This window comes from Dyella lutea (assembly GCF_024158035.1).
Taxonomy (GTDB): Bacteria; Pseudomonadota; Gammaproteobacteria; order Xanthomonadales; family Rhodanobacteraceae; genus Dyella_A; species Dyella_A lutea.
Genome location: NZ_JAMZEK010000002.1, coordinates 141,877 through 160,426, shown reverse-complemented (window position 1 = coordinate 160,426; position 18,550 = coordinate 141,877). Strand labels below are relative to the sequence as shown.

The 18,550-nt window shown below is 67.5% G+C and carries 15 protein-coding genes; 4 read left to right on the top strand and 11 right to left on the bottom strand.

Annotated elements, in window-relative coordinates; genetic code table 11:
* Nucleotides 1–6 precede the first annotated feature (6 nt).
* The 10 genes from ybgC to NC595_RS07830 form a co-directional block, all read right to left on the bottom strand.
* Entirely contained in the window at nt 7–408 is a 402-nt protein-coding gene (gene ybgC / locus NC595_RS07875; RefSeq protein ID WP_017461503.1) for a tol-pal system-associated acyl-CoA thioesterase, read from the bottom strand.
* 44 nt (nt 409–452) lie between these two features.
* Nucleotides 453–1,499 carry a Holliday junction branch migration DNA helicase RuvB gene (gene ruvB / locus NC595_RS07870; RefSeq protein ID WP_253565824.1) on the bottom strand — a complete coding sequence of 349 codons (1,047 nt, stop codon included), beginning with the start codon at nt 1,497–1,499 and terminating at the stop codon, nt 453–455.
* 136 nt (nt 1,500–1,635) lie between these two features.
* Complete coding sequence (locus NC595_RS07865) at nt 1,636–3,552, bottom strand: potassium transporter Kup (protein WP_253565823.1); 1,917 nt, start codon at nt 3,550–3,552, stop codon at nt 1,636–1,638.
* A 16-nt stretch (nt 3,553–3,568) separates the two neighbouring features.
* Nucleotides 3,569–4,165 carry a Holliday junction branch migration protein RuvA gene (gene ruvA / locus NC595_RS07860; RefSeq protein WP_253565822.1) on the bottom strand — a complete coding sequence of 199 codons (597 nt, stop codon included), beginning with the start codon at nt 4,163–4,165 and terminating at the stop codon, nt 3,569–3,571.
* Entirely contained in the window at nt 4,162–4,683 is a 522-nt protein-coding gene (ruvC, locus tag NC595_RS07855) for a crossover junction endodeoxyribonuclease RuvC (RefSeq protein WP_253565821.1), read from the bottom strand. Before ruvC ends, ruvA begins: the two co-directional genes overlap by 4 nt.
* A gap of 40 nt (nt 4,684–4,723) precedes the next feature.
* Nucleotides 4,724–5,458, bottom strand: a complete 735-nt coding sequence (locus NC595_RS07850) for a YebC/PmpR family DNA-binding transcriptional regulator (protein WP_253565820.1) — start codon at nt 5,456–5,458, stop codon at nt 4,724–4,726.
* 81 nt (nt 5,459–5,539) lie between these two features.
* Entirely contained in the window at nt 5,540–6,187 is a 648-nt protein-coding gene (locus tag NC595_RS07845; protein ID WP_253565819.1) for an esterase/lipase family protein, read from the bottom strand.
* A gap of 97 nt (nt 6,188–6,284) precedes the next feature.
* Nucleotides 6,285–8,051 (bottom strand): aspartate--tRNA ligase, encoded by a 1,767-nt coding sequence (gene aspS, locus NC595_RS07840; RefSeq protein ID WP_253565818.1) that lies wholly within the window; start codon nt 8,049–8,051, stop codon nt 6,285–6,287.
* A gap of 119 nt (nt 8,052–8,170) precedes the next feature.
* The gene (locus tag NC595_RS07835; protein WP_253565817.1) at nt 8,171–8,767 is read right to left on the bottom strand and encodes a DUF3011 domain-containing protein; all 597 of its coding nucleotides are present in this window, start codon (nt 8,765–8,767) and stop codon (nt 8,171–8,173) included.
* A 67-nt stretch (nt 8,768–8,834) separates the two neighbouring features.
* Nucleotides 8,835–9,110 carry an FmdB family zinc ribbon protein gene (locus tag NC595_RS07830; RefSeq protein WP_253565816.1) on the bottom strand — a complete coding sequence of 92 codons (276 nt, stop codon included), beginning with the start codon at nt 9,108–9,110 and terminating at the stop codon, nt 8,835–8,837.
* Nucleotides 9,111–9,367: 257 nt separating this feature from the next.
* Between NC595_RS07830 and NC595_RS07825 the strand changes: the two genes are divergently transcribed.
* Nucleotides 9,368–11,803 carry a TonB-dependent receptor plug domain-containing protein gene (locus NC595_RS07825; protein WP_253565815.1) on the top strand — a complete coding sequence of 812 codons (2,436 nt, stop codon included), beginning with the start codon at nt 9,368–9,370 and terminating at the stop codon, nt 11,801–11,803.
* A 69-nt stretch (nt 11,804–11,872) separates the two neighbouring features.
* Here the strand turns inward: NC595_RS07825 and clpB are convergent, their stop codons facing one another.
* Complete coding sequence (gene clpB / locus NC595_RS07820; protein WP_253565814.1) at nt 11,873–14,461, bottom strand: ATP-dependent chaperone ClpB; 2,589 nt, start codon at nt 14,459–14,461, stop codon at nt 11,873–11,875.
* Nucleotides 14,462–14,637: 176 nt separating this feature from the next.
* Between clpB and otsB the strand changes: the two genes are divergently transcribed.
* From otsB to otsA, 3 genes are read left to right on the top strand one after another with little or no spacing between them, the layout of a single operon-like run.
* Nucleotides 14,638–15,408 (top strand): trehalose-phosphatase, encoded by a 771-nt coding sequence (gene otsB / locus NC595_RS07815; RefSeq protein ID WP_253565813.1) that lies wholly within the window; start codon nt 14,638–14,640, stop codon nt 15,406–15,408.
* Entirely contained in the window at nt 15,368–17,173 is a 1,806-nt protein-coding gene (locus tag NC595_RS07810) for a glycoside hydrolase family 15 protein (RefSeq protein ID WP_253565812.1), read from the top strand. Before otsB ends, NC595_RS07810 begins: the two co-directional genes overlap by 41 nt.
* Nucleotides 17,170–18,549 (top strand): alpha,alpha-trehalose-phosphate synthase (UDP-forming), encoded by a 1,380-nt coding sequence (gene otsA, locus NC595_RS07805; protein WP_253565811.1) that lies wholly within the window; start codon nt 17,170–17,172, stop codon nt 18,547–18,549. The genes NC595_RS07810 and otsA overlap by 4 nt, the downstream gene beginning before the upstream one ends.
* The last annotated feature ends 1 nt before the right edge of the window (nt 18,550 follow it).

Below are 18,550 nucleotides of genomic sequence, written 5' to 3'. Positions count from 1 at the left end.
GGGAATCTAGGGGGTCAGGCCGGGGATGGCGTCGTCCGGTATCCGTACCGGCACCATGCGCTCGACATCGACGCAGGCGACGCGCACCTCGGCCTCGATCAAGCGGGTCCCGTCGCGACGCCGGACGACCTGACCGAACAGGATACTGGCAGCGCGGCGCTCTTTGACTTCCACCGTAACGAGCAATTCATCATCCAGCAGGGCAGCCTTGAGGAAATCCAGCTTCATCGAGCGGACCAGGAATGCCAGGCCGGTGCGAGCCTTGAACTCGGACTGGGCCACGCCGAGGCTGCGCAGCCACTCGCTGCGGGCACGCTCCATGAAGCGCAGATAGCTGGCGTGATAGACCACTCCACCGGCGTCGGTGTCTTCCCAATACACGCGTACCGGCCATTCGAAGGGGGGCATCGTCGGACTCTCTTGCGAAGGGGGAGGCCGGACGCCGCGCCGGATCAGCGCTCGTCCGGTTCAGGAGAAAACAGGTCCGGCGCCAGCGCCTGCCTCGGCGGCGGAGCCAGACCGAGATGGCGCCAGCCCTTGGCGCTGACCATGCGGCCGCGGGCTGTACGCACCAGATAGCCCTGCTGGATCAGGTAGGGCTCGACCACGTCCTCGAGGGTGCCGCGGTCTTCGCTCAACGCCGCCGCCAGCGATTCCACGCCGACCGGGCCACCGTCGAAGTTCTCGATGATCAGCGCCAGCAGGCGACGGTCGAGCTCGTCGAACCCCTGCGGATCGACCTTGAGCATGCCGAGCGCGGCCTGCGCCGCTTCCAGGGTGATTGCCCCGCCTGCCCTTACCTCGGCGTAGTCGCGTACCCGGCGCAACAGGCGGTTGGCGATACGCGGAGTGCCGCGCGAGCGGCGGGCGATCTCCTGCGCACCCTCCGGCTCGCAGGCGATGCCCAGGATGCGGGCGGCCCGGCGCACGATGTCGGCCAGCTCGTCGGCCGTATAGAACTCCAGCCGCTGCACGATGCCGAAGCGGTCGCGCAATGGCGCGGTGAGCATGCCGGCGCGGGTGGTGGCACCGATCAGGGTGAACGGCGGCAGGTCCAGCTTGATCGAACGGGCGGCCGGCCCCTCGCCGATCATGATGTCGATCTGGAAGTCCTCCATTGCCGGATAGAGCACCTCCTCGACCACCGGCGACAGCCGGTGGATCTCGTCCACGAACAGCACGTCGTGCGGCTCGAGGTTGGTCAGCAGCGCGGCCAGGTCGCCGGCACGCTCGAGCACCGGGCCGGAGGTCGTGCGTACGTTGACCCCGAGCTCGTTCGCGATGACGTGGCTGAGGGTGGTCTTGCCCAGCCCGGGCGGTCCGAAGATCAGCACGTGGTCGAGCGCCCCGCCTCGCTTCTTCGCCGCCTCGATGTAGATGGACAGCTGCTCGCGCACCGGCGCCTGGCCGAGGTATTCGGCCAGGCGCTTGGGGCGGATGGACGCCTCCAGCGCCTCATCGTCGAGTTGGGCAGCGGCGGTCACGATGCGGTCGGTCATGCCGGCATTATGGCAGGCGGCGGCTCACCCGTAGGAGCGCACCCTGTGCGCGACGGCCTTCGCCCGAGACCGAATCCGGCGCCGTCGCGCACAGGGTGCGCTCCTATCCCCGATCGTGCCAGCCCAGGCCAGCCGCTCAGATCTCGACCTGCGCGCCCAGCTCGATCAGGCGGTTGCCGGGAATCTGGAAGAACGCCGTGGCGGGCAACGCATTGCGCGCCATGAAGGCGAACAGCTTGTCCCGCCATAGCGCCATGCCCGGCCGTCGCGCACCCGCCACGATGCTCTCGCGCGACAGGAAGAAGGTGGTGTCCATCAGGTCGAACGGCAGGCCGCTGCGCGAGCACTGCCCCAGCGCCAGCGGAATGTTCGGATCCTCGGCGAAGCCGAAGCGCAGGGTCAGCAGGTAGAAGCCGCCGCCCAGTTCCTCGAGCTGGATCCGCTCATCGGCCTCGGCCACCGGCGTCTCCAGCGTTTCCACCGTCAACAGTACGTTGCGCTCGTGCAGCACCTTGTTATGCTTGAGGTTGTGCAGCAATGCGTGCGGCACGGCGTCCTGGTTGGCGGTAAGGAACACCGCGGTTCCGGGCACGCGCAGGGGGGGGTGTTCGGTGATGTTGGCAATGAATGGCCGCAGCGCCAGTCCGCTCTGCTTGATCTCGCGGACCACCAGATCGCGACCGCGGCGCCAGGTGGTCATCACCACGAACATCACCAGGCCGAGCACCAGCGGGAACCAGCCGCCCTGCAGGATCTTCAGCGTGTTGGCACCGAAATAGCTCAGGTCCACCGACAGCAGGGCGATCGCCGCCACGATGACCAGCGCCCGGTTCCAGTGCCACATGCGGCGTGCCACGATCATCACCAGCACGGTATCGATGGCCATCGTGCCGGTCACGGCAATGCCGTAGGCACCGGCCAATGCATTGGATGACTGGAAGCTCACGACCGTGGCGATCACCGCCACCATCAGCGCCCGGTTCACCCACGGCAGGAAGATCTGCCCGATCGCCTCGCGCGAGGTGTGCACCACCTGCATCCGCGGCACGAAGCCCAACTGGATCGCCTGCCGGGTCACCGTGAAGGCGCCGGAGATCACCGCCTGCGAAGCGATTACCGTGGAGGCGGTCGCCAACCCGATCATCGGGTAGAGCGCCCAGTCCGGCACCGAGTGGTAAAACGGATTGCTGATCGCCGCCGGCTCGATCAGCAGCAGGCCGCCCTGGCCGTAATAGTTGAGCAACAGCGCCGGCATCACGAAGAAGAACCAGGCCGCGCGGATCGGGAAGCGGCCGAAATGGCCCATGTCGGTGTACAGCGCTTCGGCACCGGTCACGCACAGCACCACCGAGCCAAGGGCGAGCGCGGAGGCCATGCCGTGGGTCATGAAGAACTGCACGGCGTACCAGGGGTTGAGCGCGTACAGCACGCCGGGCGCCTTGAGGATGTTCCACACGCCGATGGTACCCAGGCTGAGGAACCACAGCGCCATGATCGGGCCGAACACCGCACCAACCTTGGCCGTGCCGTGGCGCTGCATCCAGAACAGCCCCAGCAGCACCACCACCGTCACCGGTACCACCCAGTGCGCAAGTCCCGGCGCCGCGACCTCCAGACCCTCAACTGCCGAAAGCACCGAGATGGATGGCGTGATCACGCCATCGCCGAAGAACAGAGCCGCCCCGAGCAGGGCCATCAGCACCACCAGCTTGCGCATGCGCGAGGACTGACCCACCGCCCGCTGGGCCAGGGTCATCAGCGCCATGATCCCGCCCTCGCCCTTGTTGTCGGCACGCATCACCAGGCTGACGTACTTCAACGCCACCACGATGATCAGCGACCAGGTCACCAGCGAGAGGATGCCGAGCACCGTGGCCGGCCGCGGATGCAGGCCGTGCTCGGGAAGAAAGGTCTCGTGCATCGTGTACAGCGGGCTGGTGCCGATGTCGCCGAACACCACGCCAATGGCACCGAGGATCAGCGCCGGAACGCTACCGTGCTGGCCACCTTCGGTCGATGTGTCCTGCTGCGAAGCTTGCGATGGCTGGCTCATGCGATTCCCCACCCGCCTAGCCGCCGAGGGCGGCACGCAGCGCCTTACGGATGATGGCCTCGGCGCTGTCGCCCTCGGTGGCGACCTTCTGCACCAGCCGGGTGACTTCGACCGGCTTGTAGCCGAGCTGCTGCAGCGCGACCGTTGCCTCCCCGGCCGCATCCAGCGGCGCACCGGCAGCGGCCTGGCCGGGCAGCCTCACGTGCTCCAGCCCCCCCACGCGATCGCGCAATTCGACCACGATACGTTCCGCGGTCTTCTTTCCGATACCCGGGATCTTGGTCAGTGCGACCACGTCGCCGGCCTGCACCAGCCGCGCAAAGTCGCCCGTCGATACGCCGGAAAGCACGGCCAGCGCGATCTTCGCGCCGATACCGCTGACCTTCAGCAGGTTGCGGAACAGGGCGCGTTCGGACTCGTGCAGGAAACCGTAGAGCGCGACGCTGTCCTCCTTCACCGCGTGATGGGTGAGCAGGATCACTTCCTTGCCGGTCGCCGGCAGGTCGAAGATCGTCGACATCGGGGCCTCGAGCTCGTAGCCCACGCCACCGACGTCGACCAGCAGCCACGGCGGCTGCTTGGAGATCAGGGTGCCACGCAGGCGACCGATCATCGGCCACGCCTCCAGGCGGTGCGCGGGATGCCGACACGGGCCAGGCTGGAACGGGTGTGGGCATGGGTCACGGCGATCGCCAGCGCGTCCGCCGCATCGGCCTGCAACGGCCCCTTGAGGCCAAGCAGGATGCCGATCATGTGCTGTACCTGGGTCTTGTCGCCGCGGCCACTGCCGACCACCGACTGCTTCACTTCGGTTGCTGCGTATTCGTGCACCGCGATCCCCTGGCTGACCACCGCGCAGATCGCGGCGCCCCTCGCCTGTCCCAGCTTCAATGCCGAGTCGGCATTGCGTGCCATGAACACGCGCTCGATCGCGCACTCGGCAGGACGATGGGCGGCGATGATGTCACACAGCTCGTCAAAGATGCGTTTCAGGCGCAATGGAAACGACGCCTCGTTGCCCACCACCAGCGCACCGTGGAACACGTGCGACAGCTTGCCCTGGGCATCGACGTCGATGATCCCGACGCCGGTACGCTGGCTGCCGGGATCGATGCCGAGGATGCGGGTCATGCGCTGCACGCGCCGACACGGCCCGGGGGCCGGCGCCGGATCAATCCGTCGCCTCGGCCGGCAGGATCGCGTTGTGGTAAACCTCGCTGACGTCGTCGAGCGCATTCAGTCGCTCGAGCAGGTCCTGCATGGTTTCCTGCGCATCCGCGGGCACCGCCACGCGGTTGTTCGGACGCATCCCGACGCCGGCATGATCGGACTCCAGCCCGGCCGCGGCGAGCGCCTGCTGCACCGCCTCGAAGTTTTCCGGCGCGCAGATCACCGTGCTCTCGCCGTGCTCGTTCACCACGTCGTCGGCGCCGGCCTCCAGCGCCGCCTCGAGCACCTTTTCCTCGGCCGCCTCGTCGCCACCGGTGGCGAACACGATCTCGCCGCATCGGGTGAACTGGAACGCCACCGAGCCACTGGTGCCGAGGTTGCCGCCGTGACGCGTCAACGCGTGGCGTACATCGGCCACCGTGCGGGTCGGGTTGTCGGTGAAGCACTCGATGATCAGCGCCACGCCGGCCGGGCCATAGCCCTCGTAGCGCAGTTCCTCCATCGCGGCACCGCCATCGGCACCGGAACCGCGCTTGATCGCGCGCTCGATCGTATCCTTCGGCATGTTGGCCGAGAGCGCCTTGTCGACCGCGGCGCGCAGGCGCGGGTTGCCGGATGGGTCGGCGACACCGGCACGGGTGGCGACGGTGATTTCGCGGATCAGCTTGGTGAACACCTTCGCACGCTTGGCGTCTTCGGCGTTCTTGCGACCTTCGATGGACGGGCCTCTACCCATGGCGTTGCGCAACCTGACTGTGGACAAGCGCCGAATTTTACTCCATCCCCCCGCGGGCGGTGGAAGGGCGTCGCCGCGGACTCAGCCCGTCGGCACGACAGCTGCGGCGAAATGCCCCTCGCGCAGGAACCGGGCGGTCAGGCGCGCCACATCGGCCGAAAACAGCAGCCCGGTGTGGTTGGTGTCCACCACGCAGTGGTCGGCCAGCCCCAGCAACCGGGTCTCGGCGACCGCGACCGTACCGTCGTGGTCGCCCTCGATATGGGTCAGCACGGACCCCAGCCCGATCGGCGACCGACCGGCGATCACGCCCACCTCGCGCTCACCGTCCCAGCGCTCGAAGCCCTTCTCGATCAGGTCGCGGTTGTGGCCCAACAGCACCTCGCCACCACGACCGAACCGCGCAAACTCGCGCGCCGCGGCGCTGCCGCGCAGGGGGGAACCCAGGCACACCACGCGTCCTGGCGGCAATCCGTGCGCAACGTGGCAGGCCTTCAGCGCGAGCAGCCCGCCCAGGCTGTGCCCTACCAGGTGCACCGCGCCGCCGATCTCGCCGATGTCGCGCATGCGGGCATGCAGGCGCTCGAGGATGTGTTCCTGCGTCGCCGCCACGCTGAGGTAGTCGAAGCGGTGCACCCGGAAACCGGACTCCATCATCCGCCGGTGCAGCATGGCCAGCGCGAAGCCGCGCATCCACAGGCCGTGCAACAGGATGACCTGGTCAGTCATGGGCATCGATCAACCGGAAAGAAAAGGCCCCGCCCACCGGGCGGGACGGTGCATTCTGCCGGCACCGTCCCCGGCCTTCCGCCGACGGCATCGCGCTTCAGACCGACGGCTCGACGGCCGTGCGCACGTGCAGCTCCTTCAGCTGCGCCTCGCCCACCGGCGAAGGCGCGTCGGTCATCAGGTCCTGCGCGCTGGTGGTCTTGGGGAAGGCGATCACGTCGCGGATCGACTCGGTGCCGGCCATCAGTGCGGCGATGCGGTCGATGCCGAAGGCCAGGCCGCCGTGCGGCGGCGCGCCGAACTTCAGCGCCTTGAGCAGGAAGCCGAACTTCATCTCGGCCTCCTCCGCACCAATGCCGAGCAGCTCGAACACCGCGCTCTGCATCTCCGGGCGATGGATACGGATCGAGCCGCCGCCGATCTCGTTGCCGTTGAGCACCATGTCGTAGCCGCGGCTCACCGCATTGGCCGCATTGGCCTTGAGGTCAGCAATGTCGTCGACCTTCGGCGCGGTGAACGGGTGATGCAGGGCGACGAAGCGCTTTTCCTCCTCGTCGTATTCGAACATCGGGAAGTCGGTGACCCACAGCGGCTTCCAGCTGTTCTCGACCAGGCCGCGGTCCCTGCCCACCTTCAGGCGCAGTGCGCCCATGAAGTCGGTGACCGTCTTCCACTTGCCCGCGCCGACGAACACGATGTCGCCGGTCTGCGCGCCGGTGGCCTTGAGCAGGCCGTCCAGCGCCGCGTCGTCGAGGAACTTCGCCGCCGGTGAGTTGATACCCTCGCGACCCTTGGCCAGATCCTCGACCTTGAGCCAGGCCAGACCCTTGGCGCCGTAGCGGGCGACGAACTCGGTCAGCGTGTCGATTTCCTTGCGCGACAGCGTGGCCGCCTCCGGCACGCGCAGCGCGGCGACGCGGCCGGCCGGATCGTTGGCCGGCTCGGCGAACACCTTGAACTCGACATGCTTCAGCGCCTCGGCTACGTCCACCAGCTCCAGCGCGATGCGCAGGTCCGGCTTGTCCGAGCCGAAGCGGCGCATGGCTTCCTCCCAGGTCATGCGCGGGAAGCTGGCATCCAGCTCCACGCCCTGTACCTCGCGGAACACGTGACGGATCAGCTCTTCGACGAAGTCCTGCACGTCCTGCTCTTCGACGAAGGCGAACTCCAGGTCGAGCTGGGTGAATTCCGGCTGGCGGTCGGCGCGCAGGTCCTCGTCGCGGAAGCAGCGCGCGATCTGGTAGTAGCGGTCGAAGCCGGCCATCATCAGGATCTGCTTGAACAGCTGCGGCGACTGCGGCAGCGCGTAGAACTGGCCCGGATGCACGCGGCTGGGCACCAGGTAGTCGCGTGCGCCTTCCGGCGTGGCCTTGGTGAGGATGGGCGTCTCGATGTCCTGGAAGCCGCGCTCGTCCAGGTAGCGGCGCAGCGCCTGCACCAGCTTGATGCGCTTGCGCATCATCGCCTGCATCTCGGGGCGGCGCAGGTCGAGGTAGCGGTAGGTCATCCGCATGTCCTCGTTGGGGTTCTCATGCAGCGCGAAGGGCAGATCCTTCGCCGCGTTGAGAATCTCCACCTTCTCGGCCAGCAGCTCGACCGTGCCGGTCTTGAGCTTGTCGTTCACCGAGATCCGCGCGCGGATCGTGCCGGTCACGCGCAGGCAGTACTCGTAGCCCACCTCGCCGGCCACGGCGAAGGCGGCGGCGTTCTCGCGCTCAACCACCACCTGCGCGAGACCTTCGTGGTCACGCAGGTCGATGAAGGCGACGTGGCTTTGCAGGCGGGTCTTGTTGACCCAGCCGCACAGGGTGACGGTCTGGCCGACCAGGGACTCGTCGATGAGTCCGCAGTAGTGGGTGCGCATGCGCTTGGAACTCCGGGCCGCGATCGCGGGATAAGCAGGGAAAAGACCGGCAATGGTAGCACCGCAGCGGGCGCGAGCCGCCGACGGCAGGGTGGGTCAGGACCCGCTCCGCGACCGCCTCACCAGCGCCGCTCCACCACGAACTGGCCGCGGCAACCGTGGTCGACCCACACTCCCGCGCGGTTGTAGCCCCAACTGTAGCCCTCGGTACAACGCGAGCTGGAGAGCTGCCGCACCAGTCTGGCCCGGCCGTGCCACCCCGTGTCGACCCGGCACATCTGGTAATGGCGGCCATTGCTGTCGCACTGCAGACGGATGTCGCGATCCCAATCGTGCCCCGGGCGCCAGCCGCCACGATCATCGTCGTCACGATGGTGCCGGCGGTCGCGGTCGTCGCCATCGCGCCAGCCGCCGTCATCGCGGTCGCCGTACCCGCGGTCGGCGGCCACGAAGAGGCCGCGGCAGCCGCGATCGACCCACAACACGCCGCGATCGACACCCCAGCTCTGCCCGCGGATACAGTCCGCCCTGGACTCCTGACGAAGCAGGCGGGCGTTCCGCCAGGGCATGACACAGCGGGCGTAACGTCCGTCCTGGCTGTTGCAGCGGACCGGATCGTTCCAGCCCTGCCGGGCCTCCACCGGGCCAGGGAAAGAGAGGGGCAGGATCGCGATGGCCAGGGCCAGACCGCCGAAAGCGGCGAGAGAAATCCGCATGAAAACCCCTTCGAAGACAGGTGGCCGAACCCTATAGCCGCCCGGCCCAACAGGGTTTGAACCGTGGTCAGTCGCTGCCGGACGAAGGCGCCGGGGCCGCCGGAGCCGGAGCCGGGGCCGAGGCGGCCGAATCCCCGGCGAGGTTGCGCTTCTTGTCGCCGTCCTTCTTGAAGTCGGTCTCGTACCAACCGCTGCCGGCCAACCGGAACGACGGCGCGGTGACCTGCCGTTGCACCTGCTCGGCGCCACAGGCCGGGCAGACGGTCGGGTCGGCATCGGAAAGCTTCTGCAGGCGGTCGAAAGCATGACCGCATGCCTTGCAGGCAAACGCGTAGATGGGCATGGATCGGAATCTCCAGGGAACCTCGATGGCGCCGGTCTATGGCGGCGCACCGGGCATTTTCAAGCATGGCACCCGACGGACCACGGGACACCTTTGTTACATATTACTAACGTCAGGTTGACAGAACGGCGTCCGCTGCCTAGCTTCCGAAGACAGGGAATCATGCCGCATCGCAACATCTCACGCGATCCGGCCCACTGCTGCAGGGATATCCGTCGCGCCCCACACGCGACCCGTCGACCCCGGGGAGAAACATCATGCTTGCACGACCCACGCTGACCCGCACCGCACTTGCTGCCGCCACCCTGCTCGCCTTGTCGCAGGCGGCCGTCGCGCAGGACGCGTCCGCCAACCAGGACGCTGCCAAGAAGAAGACCACCGAACTGCAGACCGTGGTGGTCACCGGCACCCGCTCGTTCGACCGCACCGAGTCCACCTCGCTGGCGCCGATCGACGTGCTGACGCCGAAAGACCTGCAGAACACCGGCGCCCCCAATCTTGCGAGCGCGCTGCGCACGCTGCTGCCGTCGTTCAACTTCCCGCAGCCCTCGGTCACCGACGCCACCGACGCGACCCAGCCGGCGCAACTGCGGGGCCTGTCGCCCGACCAGACGCTGGTGCTCATCAACGGCAAGCGCCAGCACCCGACCGCCATCGTCAACGTCAACGGTTCACTCGGGCGCGGCTCGTCGCCGGTGGACATCAATGCGATCCCGATCAACGCCATCGACCACGTCGAAGTGCTGCGCGACGGCGCCGCCGCGCAATACGGTTCCGACGCCATCGCCGGCGTGATCAACATCATCCTCAAGGGCGGTGCCAGCCACGGCTCGGCCAGCCTCACTGGCGGCCGCTACGACACCGGCGACGGCAAGACCTGGCAGGGCGGCGCCGACGGCGGCTTCAAGCTCGGCGACAAGGGCTGGATCCACCTCAGCGCCAACGCCACGCACCAGGATCCGACCAATCGCGCAGGCCCTGATATGCGCTATCCGGCCGATCCGACCTACAACACGGTCACCTTCCACTACGGCCTGCCGCAGACCCGCTCCAAGCAGGCGGCGATCAACGCCCAGTACGACCTGAGCCCATCCGCCCAGCTGTACGCTTTCAGCCTATTCAACAAACGCAACGTCAGCGCCGGCGGCTTCTTTCGCTCGATCTCAACGTATAACGGCAGTCCAAAAAGCGACGGGACGTTCAACCCGGATTACCCCGGCGCGGTGGCAACCTACCCGAACGGCTACCTGCCGATCGAGAACAGCGCCATCCGCGACGACTCCGAAGTCCTCGGCGTGCGCGGCAAGGTAGCGGGCTGGAACTACGACCTGAGTGCAAACACCGGCGGCAACCACTGGAAGCTGCACACCGCTGATACCTACAACTACTCACTCGACCCGATCTCGCCGACCGGCTTCTACATCGGCACGCTGACGAACCGTCAGAACAGCTTCAACGCCGACTTCAGCCGCGACTTCGACGTGGGAGGCCTGCAGAGCCCGCTGACCGTGGCCTGGGGCCTGGAGTCGCGCCACGAGGAATTCACCATCAAGGAAGGCGACCAGGCGTCCTACGCCGGGGCCGGTGCACAGGTGTTCCCGGGCTACCAGCCAGGCGACGCCGGCAAGCACAGCCGCAACAGTGAAGCGGCCTACCTAGACCTCGAGACCGACTTCACCTACAAGTTCTCCGGCGGCTTCGCGGCGCGCTATGAGCACTACAGCGACTTCGGCAGCACCACCTCGGCGAAGCTGTCGGGCCGCTACGCGTTCACCGATACCGTGGCCGTGCGCGGCACCGTGTCCAACGGCTTCCGTGCACCGTCGCTGCAGCAGGAGTACTACTCATCCACTTCGATCAACTTCGTCAACCAGGGCAACGGCGTGCTGGTGCCGTACACCGTCCGCACCTTCCCGGTCAGCGATCCGGCGGCGCAGGCGCTGGGTGCGCAGAACCTCAAGCCGGAAAAGTCGCGCAACTACAGCGTGGGCCTGGTATTGACGCCGGACAGCGGCCTGTACACCACGCTGGACCTGTACCAGATCTACATCAACAACCGCATCATCCTCAGCGGCAACCTGGTCGGCACCGCGGTACAGAACTACCTCACCTCGGTGGGCATCCCGTTCGTCAGTGGCGGCCGCTTCTTCACCAACGCGGTGGATACCCGCACCCGCGGCGTGGATCTGGTCTCGACCTACCCGGTCGAGCTGCAGAACTCCTCGCTGAAGATGACCTTCGGCTTCAACTACAACAAGACCAAGATCACCTCGATCGCGGCGAATCCGCCGCAGCTGGGCCTGGCCGGACTGACCCTGCCGATCATCGACCGTACCCAGCAAGGTCTCATCACCAAGGGCACGCCGAATACCAAGGCGTTCCTGGCCAGCGACTGGACGATGGGCAACTGGAGCCTGCACGGCCAGGTGACCCGCTACGGCGATTGGACCACCTTCGCCACCAGCCCGAGCGGTGACCAGACCTACCGCGCCGCCGTGCTGCTGGATCTGTCGGCCAGCTACAACTGGAACGACTGGAGCTTCACCGTCGGCGGCAACAACGTCACCAACCGCTATCCGGACAAGAACCAGCCGCGTACCAGCGCCTTCAACATCATCCTGCCGTACCCGAACTCCTCACCGTACGGTTTCAGCGGCTCTTACTGGTACGCCACCGTGGCCTACCACTGGTAAGCCCAGCTGGGCAGGAAACGAAAAAGCCCGCCGTACGGCGGGCTTTTTCTTGGAGCGATGCGCTGTCGATCAGGCCTTGCCGAACACCAGGTGCCCGCCCTCGGCATCCACCGCCACGGTGGCGCCGGCCGGGAAACGTCCCTCGAGGATTTCCCGCGACAGCGGATTCTCCACCTGCTGCTGGATCGCCCGCTTCAGCGGCCGCGCGCCGTACACCGGATCGAACCCGACGTTGCCCAGCAGATCCAGCGCCTTCTCGCTGATGGTCAGGCCCAGCTGGCGCTCGGCCAGCCGCTTCTCCAGGCTGCGCAGCTGGATCCGGGCGATCTGCCGGATCTGCGGCTTGGTCAGCGGGTGGAACACCACGATGTCGTCCAGCCGGTTGATGAACTCCGGCCGGAAGTGCGCCTGCACCACGCCCATCACCGCGGCCTTCATCTGCGTATAGGCCTCCGGCGAATCATCTCCGGCCAGCTCCTGGATCTGGTGCGAGCCGAGGTTGGAGGTCATCACGATGACCGTGTTGCGGAAGTCCACCGTGCGACCCTGGCCGTCGGTGAGGCGACCGTCATCGAGCACCTGCAGCAGGATGTTGAACACGTCCGGATGCGCCTTCTCCACCTCGTCCAGCAGGATCACGCTGTACGGCCGGCGGCGCACCGCCTCGGTGAGATAACCGCCCTCCTCGTAGCCGACGTAGCCCGGGGGCGCACCGACCAGTCGCGATACGGCGTGCTTCTCCATGAACTCGCTCATGTCGATGCGCACCATCGCATCGGCCGAATCGAACAGGAACTCGGCCAGCGCCTTGCACAGCTCGGTCTTGCCCACGCCGGTGGGGCCGAGGAACAGGAACGAGCCGCTGGGCCGGTTCGGATCGGACAGCCCCGCGCGCGAGCGGCGCACGGAGTCGGCCACCACCTTGATCGCCTCGTCCTGGCCGACCACGCGCGCGTGCAGCGCGTCTTCCATCTTCAAGAGCTTCTCGCGCTCGCCTTCGAGCATCTTGCTGACCGGGATGCCGGTCCAGCGCGAGACCACCTCGGCAATCTCCTCGGCGGTGACGCGGTCCTGCACCAGCTTGAAGTCACCCTGCTGCTCGGCGGCCTGCGCCGCGGCGAGCTGCTTTTCCAGTTCCGGCATGCGGCCGTACTGGATCTCGCTCATCTTGGCGTAGTCCTGCCGGCGCTGCGCCGCCTCCAGCTCCACGCGCGCGGCCTCGATCTGCTCCTTCACCTTGGTCGCGCCCTGCAGTGCGGCCTTCTCGGATTTCCAGATTTCGTTGAGGTCGGAGAACTCGCGCTCGAGCTTCTCGATGTCGGCTTCCAGATCGGCGAGGCGCTTCTTCGATTCCTCGTCTTTCTCCTTCTTCAGCATCTCGCGCTGGATCTTCAGCTGAATCAGCCGGCGCTCCAGGCGATCGAGCTCTTCCGGCTTGGAGTCGATCTCCATGCGGATGCGGCTGGCCGCCTCGTCCATCAGGTCGATCGCCTTGTCCGGCAGCTGGCGGTCCGGGATGTAGCGGTTGGAGAGCGTGGCCGCGGCGACGATCGCCGGATCGGTGATCTCCACGCCGTGATGCACCGCGTAGCGCTCCTTCAGGCCGCGCAGGATCGCGATCGTGTCCTCCACCGTCGGCTCGCCCACGAACACCTTCTGGAAGCGGCGCTCCAGCGCGGCGTCCTTCTCGATGTACTTGCGGTACTCGTCCAGCGTGGTGGCACCGATGCAGTGCAGTTCGCCGCGCGCCAGCGCGGGCTTGAGCATGTTGCCGGCGTCCATCGCGCCGTCGGCCTTGCCGGCGCCGACCATGGTGTGCAGCTCGTCGATGAACAGGATCACCCGGCCTTCCTGCTTGGCCAGATCATTGAGCACGGCCTTGAGCCGCTCCTCGAACTCGCCGCGGAACTTCGCACCGGCGATCAGCGCGCCCATGTCCAGCGACAGCACGCGGCGATCACGCAGGCCTTCAGGCACCTCGCCCTTCATGATGCGCTGGGCCAGCCCTTCGACGATGGCGGTCTTGCCCACGCCGGGTTCGCCGATCAGCACCGGGTTGTTCTTGGTGCGCCGCTGCAGCACCTGGATCGTGCGGCGGATCTCCTCGTCGCGGCCGATCACCGGGTCGAGCTTGCCCGACTCGGCGCACGCGGTGAGGTCGATGCAGTACTTCTCCAGCGCCTGGCGCTGCTCCTCGGCGTTCTCGCTCTGCACCTTCTCGCCGCCGCGCAGCTTCTCGATCGCCGCCTCGATCGCGGCCTTCTGCGCCCCGGCCGCCTTCAGCGCGCCACCGAGCTCGCCCTTGTCCTCCAGCGCCGCCAGCACGAAAAGCTCGCTGGCGATGAACTGGTCGCCGCGCTGCTGCGCCAGCTTGTCGGTGAGGTTGAGCAGGCGCGACAGATCGTTGCCCACGTTGATGTTGCCTTCCTGCCCGCGCACCTGCGGCAGGCGCTCAAGCATCTCGCCTACGCGCTGGCGCAGCGCCGGCACGTTGACCTGCGCCTGGGTCAGCAGTGGCCCGGTCGAGCCGCCCTGCTGATCCAGCAGCGCAGCCATCACGTGCACCGGCTCGAGCATGTTGTTGTCGCGTCCAACCGCCAGCGACTGCGCGTCGGCCAGCGCCTGCTGGAAACGCGAGGTGAGTTTGTCCATCCGCATGAGGTGTCCCCCTCCAGAAAATATTTGGCGGCCGTGCCGCCACTGGCCCGGAAGATGCGGACAGGGCCCGCCGATTCAAGCGATGCGCCTGGTCTTCACATGCTCCCGGCTACGCTGCCCGATCCATGAGCGCCGGCCTTCCTCCCTCCGACCTGCCCGCCCCGCCGATGCCCGCCATGGGCGAACGTTGGGCGCTGTTCCTCGACGTCGACGGCACTCTGCTGGAGTTTCACGACGACCCTGCGGCCGTCGCCGTCGAAACCGGGTTGAGCCGCCGGCTGCAGGCCGTGCACCGGGCGGTCCACGGCGCACTGGCCCTGGTCAGCGGCCGCGCGCTGGCCGATCTGGACCGGCTGTTCAACCAACCCTGGGCCGCGGCCGGTCTGCACGGCGTGCAGCTTCGCCACGCCGATGGCTCCCGCCGCGACCTGCCGGTGGATCCGGCCGCCCGGGAACTCCTCCGGCGGCGTGCACGACAATTGGTCCGGACGCTGGATGGCGTCCAACTGGAAGACAAGGGTGCCGCGATTGCCCTGCACTGTCGTCGCCAGCCGGATCGTTACGAAACCCTCCTCGCCGCCGCGGCCGAACTGGCCGACTCGCTGGAAGGGTACGAGTTGCAGACCGGCAACCTGGTGACCGAGATCAAGCCGGAGGGCATGGACAAGGGACGCGCCGTGAGCGAACTGCTCGAACATCCCCCCTTTCGCGGCCGCCGACCGGTCTACCTCGGCGACGATCTCACCGACGAGCACGCATTCGAGGTCGTCGGACGAAGCGGCGGACTGGCGATCCGCGTCGGCGACCGGACGCCGACCGCCGCCCGCTTCACGCTTCCTAGTCCTGCTGCCGTGCAGCATTGGCTGAGTTGCGTCCTCGACGCGATCCAGCAAGGAGCCCCGTCCCATGCCCTCCGATCCGAAGGAGACTCCTCCGGCTCATCTTGAGCTCGGCGTGGTCGGCAACGGTACCGTCGCCGCCCTGATCGATCGACGCGGAAGCATCGTCTGGTCCTGCCTGCCCACGTTCGATGCCGACCCGGCCTTCTGTGCCCTGCTCTCGCCTCGCGGGGGCGGCGGCGACTGGGGCATCGAACTGCTCGACCTGGCCTGCAGCGGGCAGCAATACGACCCGAATACCGCCGTGCTGATCACCCGCCTGCACGACCACCATGGCGGCGCCATCGAAATCACCGATTTCGCACCCCGCTACCGTACCCACGGGCGGATGTTCCATCCGGTCATGCTGGTGCGGCGCGTGCGGCCGTTGCACGGCTCGCCACGCGTGCGCGTGCTGATGCGCCCGCGAAATCGCTATGGCGCCGAGGTGCCGCCAGCCACCGGCGGCAGCAACCACCTGCGCTACCGGCTGGCCGACACCACTCTGCGGCTGACCAGCGACGTGCCGGTGCCGATGATCGAGCGAGCCCTGCCGTTCGGGCTCGACCGGGCGGCACACTTCGTGTTCGGTCCCGACGAGACCCTGCACGAGAGTCCGGCCGATTTCGTGTCGCTGGCCCTGAAGCGCACGCGCGAATACTGGCTGGACTGGGTGCGCTACCTCTCGATCCCCTATGAGTGGCAGGACGCGGTGATCCGCGCCGCGATCACGCTCAAGCTGTGCCAATACGAAGCCACCGGTGCCATCGTCGCCGCGCTCACCACCTCGATTCCCGAGGCGCCCGGGACCGAACGCAACTGGGACTACCGCTACTGCTGGCTGCGCGATGCCGCCTTCACCGTGCGTGCGCTCAACCGTCTCGGCGCCACCCGCACGATGGAGAGCTACATCCGCTACGTGTTCAACCTGATCGCCACCGACCGCGACGACGAGGTGGGGCCGGTGTTCGGCATCACCTTCGAACGGGAGCTGCATGAACGGGTCGAGCCGCACCTGGCCGGCTATCGCGGCATCGGGCCGGTGCGGGTCGGCAACGATGCCTGGCGTCAGCGCCAGAACGATGTCTACGGCTCGGTGGTGCTGGCTTCGGCACAACTGTTCTTCGACCGTCGCATCGAGCAGAGGGGTGATACCCGCACGTTCGAGCGCCTGGAGCGCATGGGGCAGCTGGCGGTGCGCATGGCCGAAGAGCCGGACGCCGGACTGTGGGAATTCCGCGGCCGTGCCGCCGTGCACACCTATTCCGCGGCAATGTGCTGGGCGGCCTGCGACCGGCTCGCCCACATTGCCACCGAACTGGGCCTGGACGAGCGCGCCCGCCATTGGCACGACCACGCGGTGGCCTTGCGCGAACGCATCCTGGCACACAGCTGGAACGAGCACCTCGGCCATTTCGTCGACGCCTTCGGCGGGGAGCATCTCGACGCCAGCCTGCTGCTGCTCGCCGACATCGGCTTCGTGGATCCGATGGATCCGCGCTTCGTGGCAACGGTCGACGCCATCGGCACGGCGCTGGGCCGGGGTGACTACCTGTTCCGCTACATCGCACCGGACGACTTCGGCACGCCGGAGACCAGCTTCACCATCTGCACGTTCTGGTACATCGAGGCGCTTGCCGCGACCGGTCGCCGGCAACGCGCACGGGAGATGTTCGAATTGCTGCTGGCACGCCGTAATCCGCTCGGCCTGCTCTCGGAGGATCTGGCACCGGCATCGGGCGAGCACTGGGGCAATTTTCCGCAGACCTATTCGATGGTCGGCCTGATCCAGGCGGCGATGCGCCTGTCCCGCCGCTGGGAGGATGCACTGTGACCGGCACGAAGGCTCCGGGACGACTCGTCGTGGTCTCCAACCGGGTCGCGCTGCCGAAACAGACCGCCACCGGCGGCCTCGCCTCGGCGATGCGTGCGGCGATGCGCGAGCGCGGTGGCCTGTGGTTCGGCTGGAGCGGCAAGATCGGCAGCGACACCGGTCGCCTGCGCCGCGTACGCGACGACACGGTGGAATACGTCACCCTGGACCTGTCCCGTACCGATCACGACCAGTTCTATGCCGGCTTCGCCAACCGCGCGCTGTGGCCGCTGCTGCATTATCGCCCCGACCTGGTCGACTACCGGCGCGAGCAACTGGAGGGTTACCTGCGGGTGAATGCGTTGTTCGCCGACCATCTCGTGCAGATGCTCGAACCGGACGACGTGATCTGGGTCCACGACTACCACCTGATTCCGCTGGCCGCCCGGCTGCGCGCCCGTGGGGTGAAGAACCGCATCGGCTTCTTCCTGCACACCCCGCTGCCCGCGGCGGCGCTGCTGATCGGGCTGCCGCGCCACCAGGCGTTGTTCGAGACGCTGTCCGCCTATGACCTGGTCGGTCTGCACACCGCGCGCGACCTGCGCGCTCTGGAGGACTACTTCCTGCACGAAATCGGCGGCGCCATGCGCCCCGGCGGGCGTCTGCGCGGGCCGGACGGGCGCAGCTTCCGCGCGGCGGTGTTCCCGATCAGCATCGATACCGCCCAGGTAGCGCAGAGCGCACGCGAGGCCACCCGCCTGGACGAGATCGCCCAGCTCGAGACCAGCCTGCAGGGTCGCGCGCTGATCATCGGCGTGGACCGGCTGGACTACTCCAAGGGCCTGCCCGAGCGCTTCCGCGCCTATGACCACCTGCTCGAGCACCGTCCAGACCTGCATCGGCGGATCAGCTTCCTGCAGATAGCACCGCCGTCGCGCGGCAGCGTGCCGGAGTACCGCCAGATCCGCCGCGAGCTCGAGCGCCTGGCCGGGCACATCAACGGCAAATACGCCGCGCCGGACTGGGTACCGATCCGCTACGTCAACCAGTCCTTCCCGCACTCCCTGCTCACCGGCTACTACCGTACCGCCCGGGTGGCGCTGATCACCCCGTTGCGCGACGGCATGAACCTGGTGGCCAAGGAATACGTCGCCTGCCAGGACCCGAAGAATCCCGGCGTATTGGTGCTCTCGCGATTCGCCGGTGCGGCGGCCGAGCTGCGCGATGCGCTGCTGGTGAACCCGGCCGATCCGGCCGAGCTGGCCGATGCGCTGGGGCGCGCGCTGACCATGCCCTTGCGCGAGCGGCGCCAACGCTGGCGGGCGATGATGGACGTGCTGGAGAAGCAGGATATCGACGCCTGGTCGAAAGCCTTCCTCGAACGCCTGACCAGCTGAG

Coding starts and splice junctions, on each gene's coding strand:
- ybgC (WP_017461503.1), bottom strand. CDS start 408: ATGCCCCCCTTCGAATGGCCGGTACGCGTGTATTGGGAAGACACCGAC.
- ruvB (WP_253565824.1), bottom strand. CDS start 1,499: ATGACCGACCGCATCGTGACCGCCGCTGCCCAACTCGACGATGAGGCG.
- NC595_RS07865 (WP_253565823.1), bottom strand. CDS start 3,552: ATGAGCCAGCCATCGCAAGCTTCGCAGCAGGACACATCGACCGAAGGT.
- ruvA (WP_253565822.1), bottom strand. CDS start 4,165: ATGATCGGTCGCCTGCGTGGCACCCTGATCTCCAAGCAGCCGCCGTGG.
- ruvC (WP_253565821.1), bottom strand. CDS start 4,683: ATGACCCGCATCCTCGGCATCGATCCCGGCAGCCAGCGTACCGGCGTC.
- NC595_RS07850 (WP_253565820.1), bottom strand. CDS start 5,458: ATGGGTAGAGGCCCGTCCATCGAAGGTCGCAAGAACGCCGAAGACGCC.
- NC595_RS07845 (WP_253565819.1), bottom strand. CDS start 6,187: ATGACTGACCAGGTCATCCTGTTGCACGGCCTGTGGATGCGCGGCTTC.
- aspS (WP_253565818.1), bottom strand. CDS start 8,051: ATGCGCACCCACTACTGCGGACTCATCGACGAGTCCCTGGTCGGCCAG.
- NC595_RS07835 (WP_253565817.1), bottom strand. CDS start 8,767: ATGCGGATTTCTCTCGCCGCTTTCGGCGGTCTGGCCCTGGCCATCGCG.
- NC595_RS07830 (WP_253565816.1), bottom strand. CDS start 9,110: ATGCCCATCTACGCGTTTGCCTGCAAGGCATGCGGTCATGCTTTCGAC.
- NC595_RS07825 (WP_253565815.1), top strand. CDS start 9,368: ATGCTTGCACGACCCACGCTGACCCGCACCGCACTTGCTGCCGCCACC.
- clpB (WP_253565814.1), bottom strand. CDS start 14,461: ATGCGGATGGACAAACTCACCTCGCGTTTCCAGCAGGCGCTGGCCGAC.
- otsB (WP_253565813.1), top strand. CDS start 14,638: ATGGGCGAACGTTGGGCGCTGTTCCTCGACGTCGACGGCACTCTGCTG.
- NC595_RS07810 (WP_253565812.1), top strand. CDS start 15,368: ATGCCCTCCGATCCGAAGGAGACTCCTCCGGCTCATCTTGAGCTCGGC.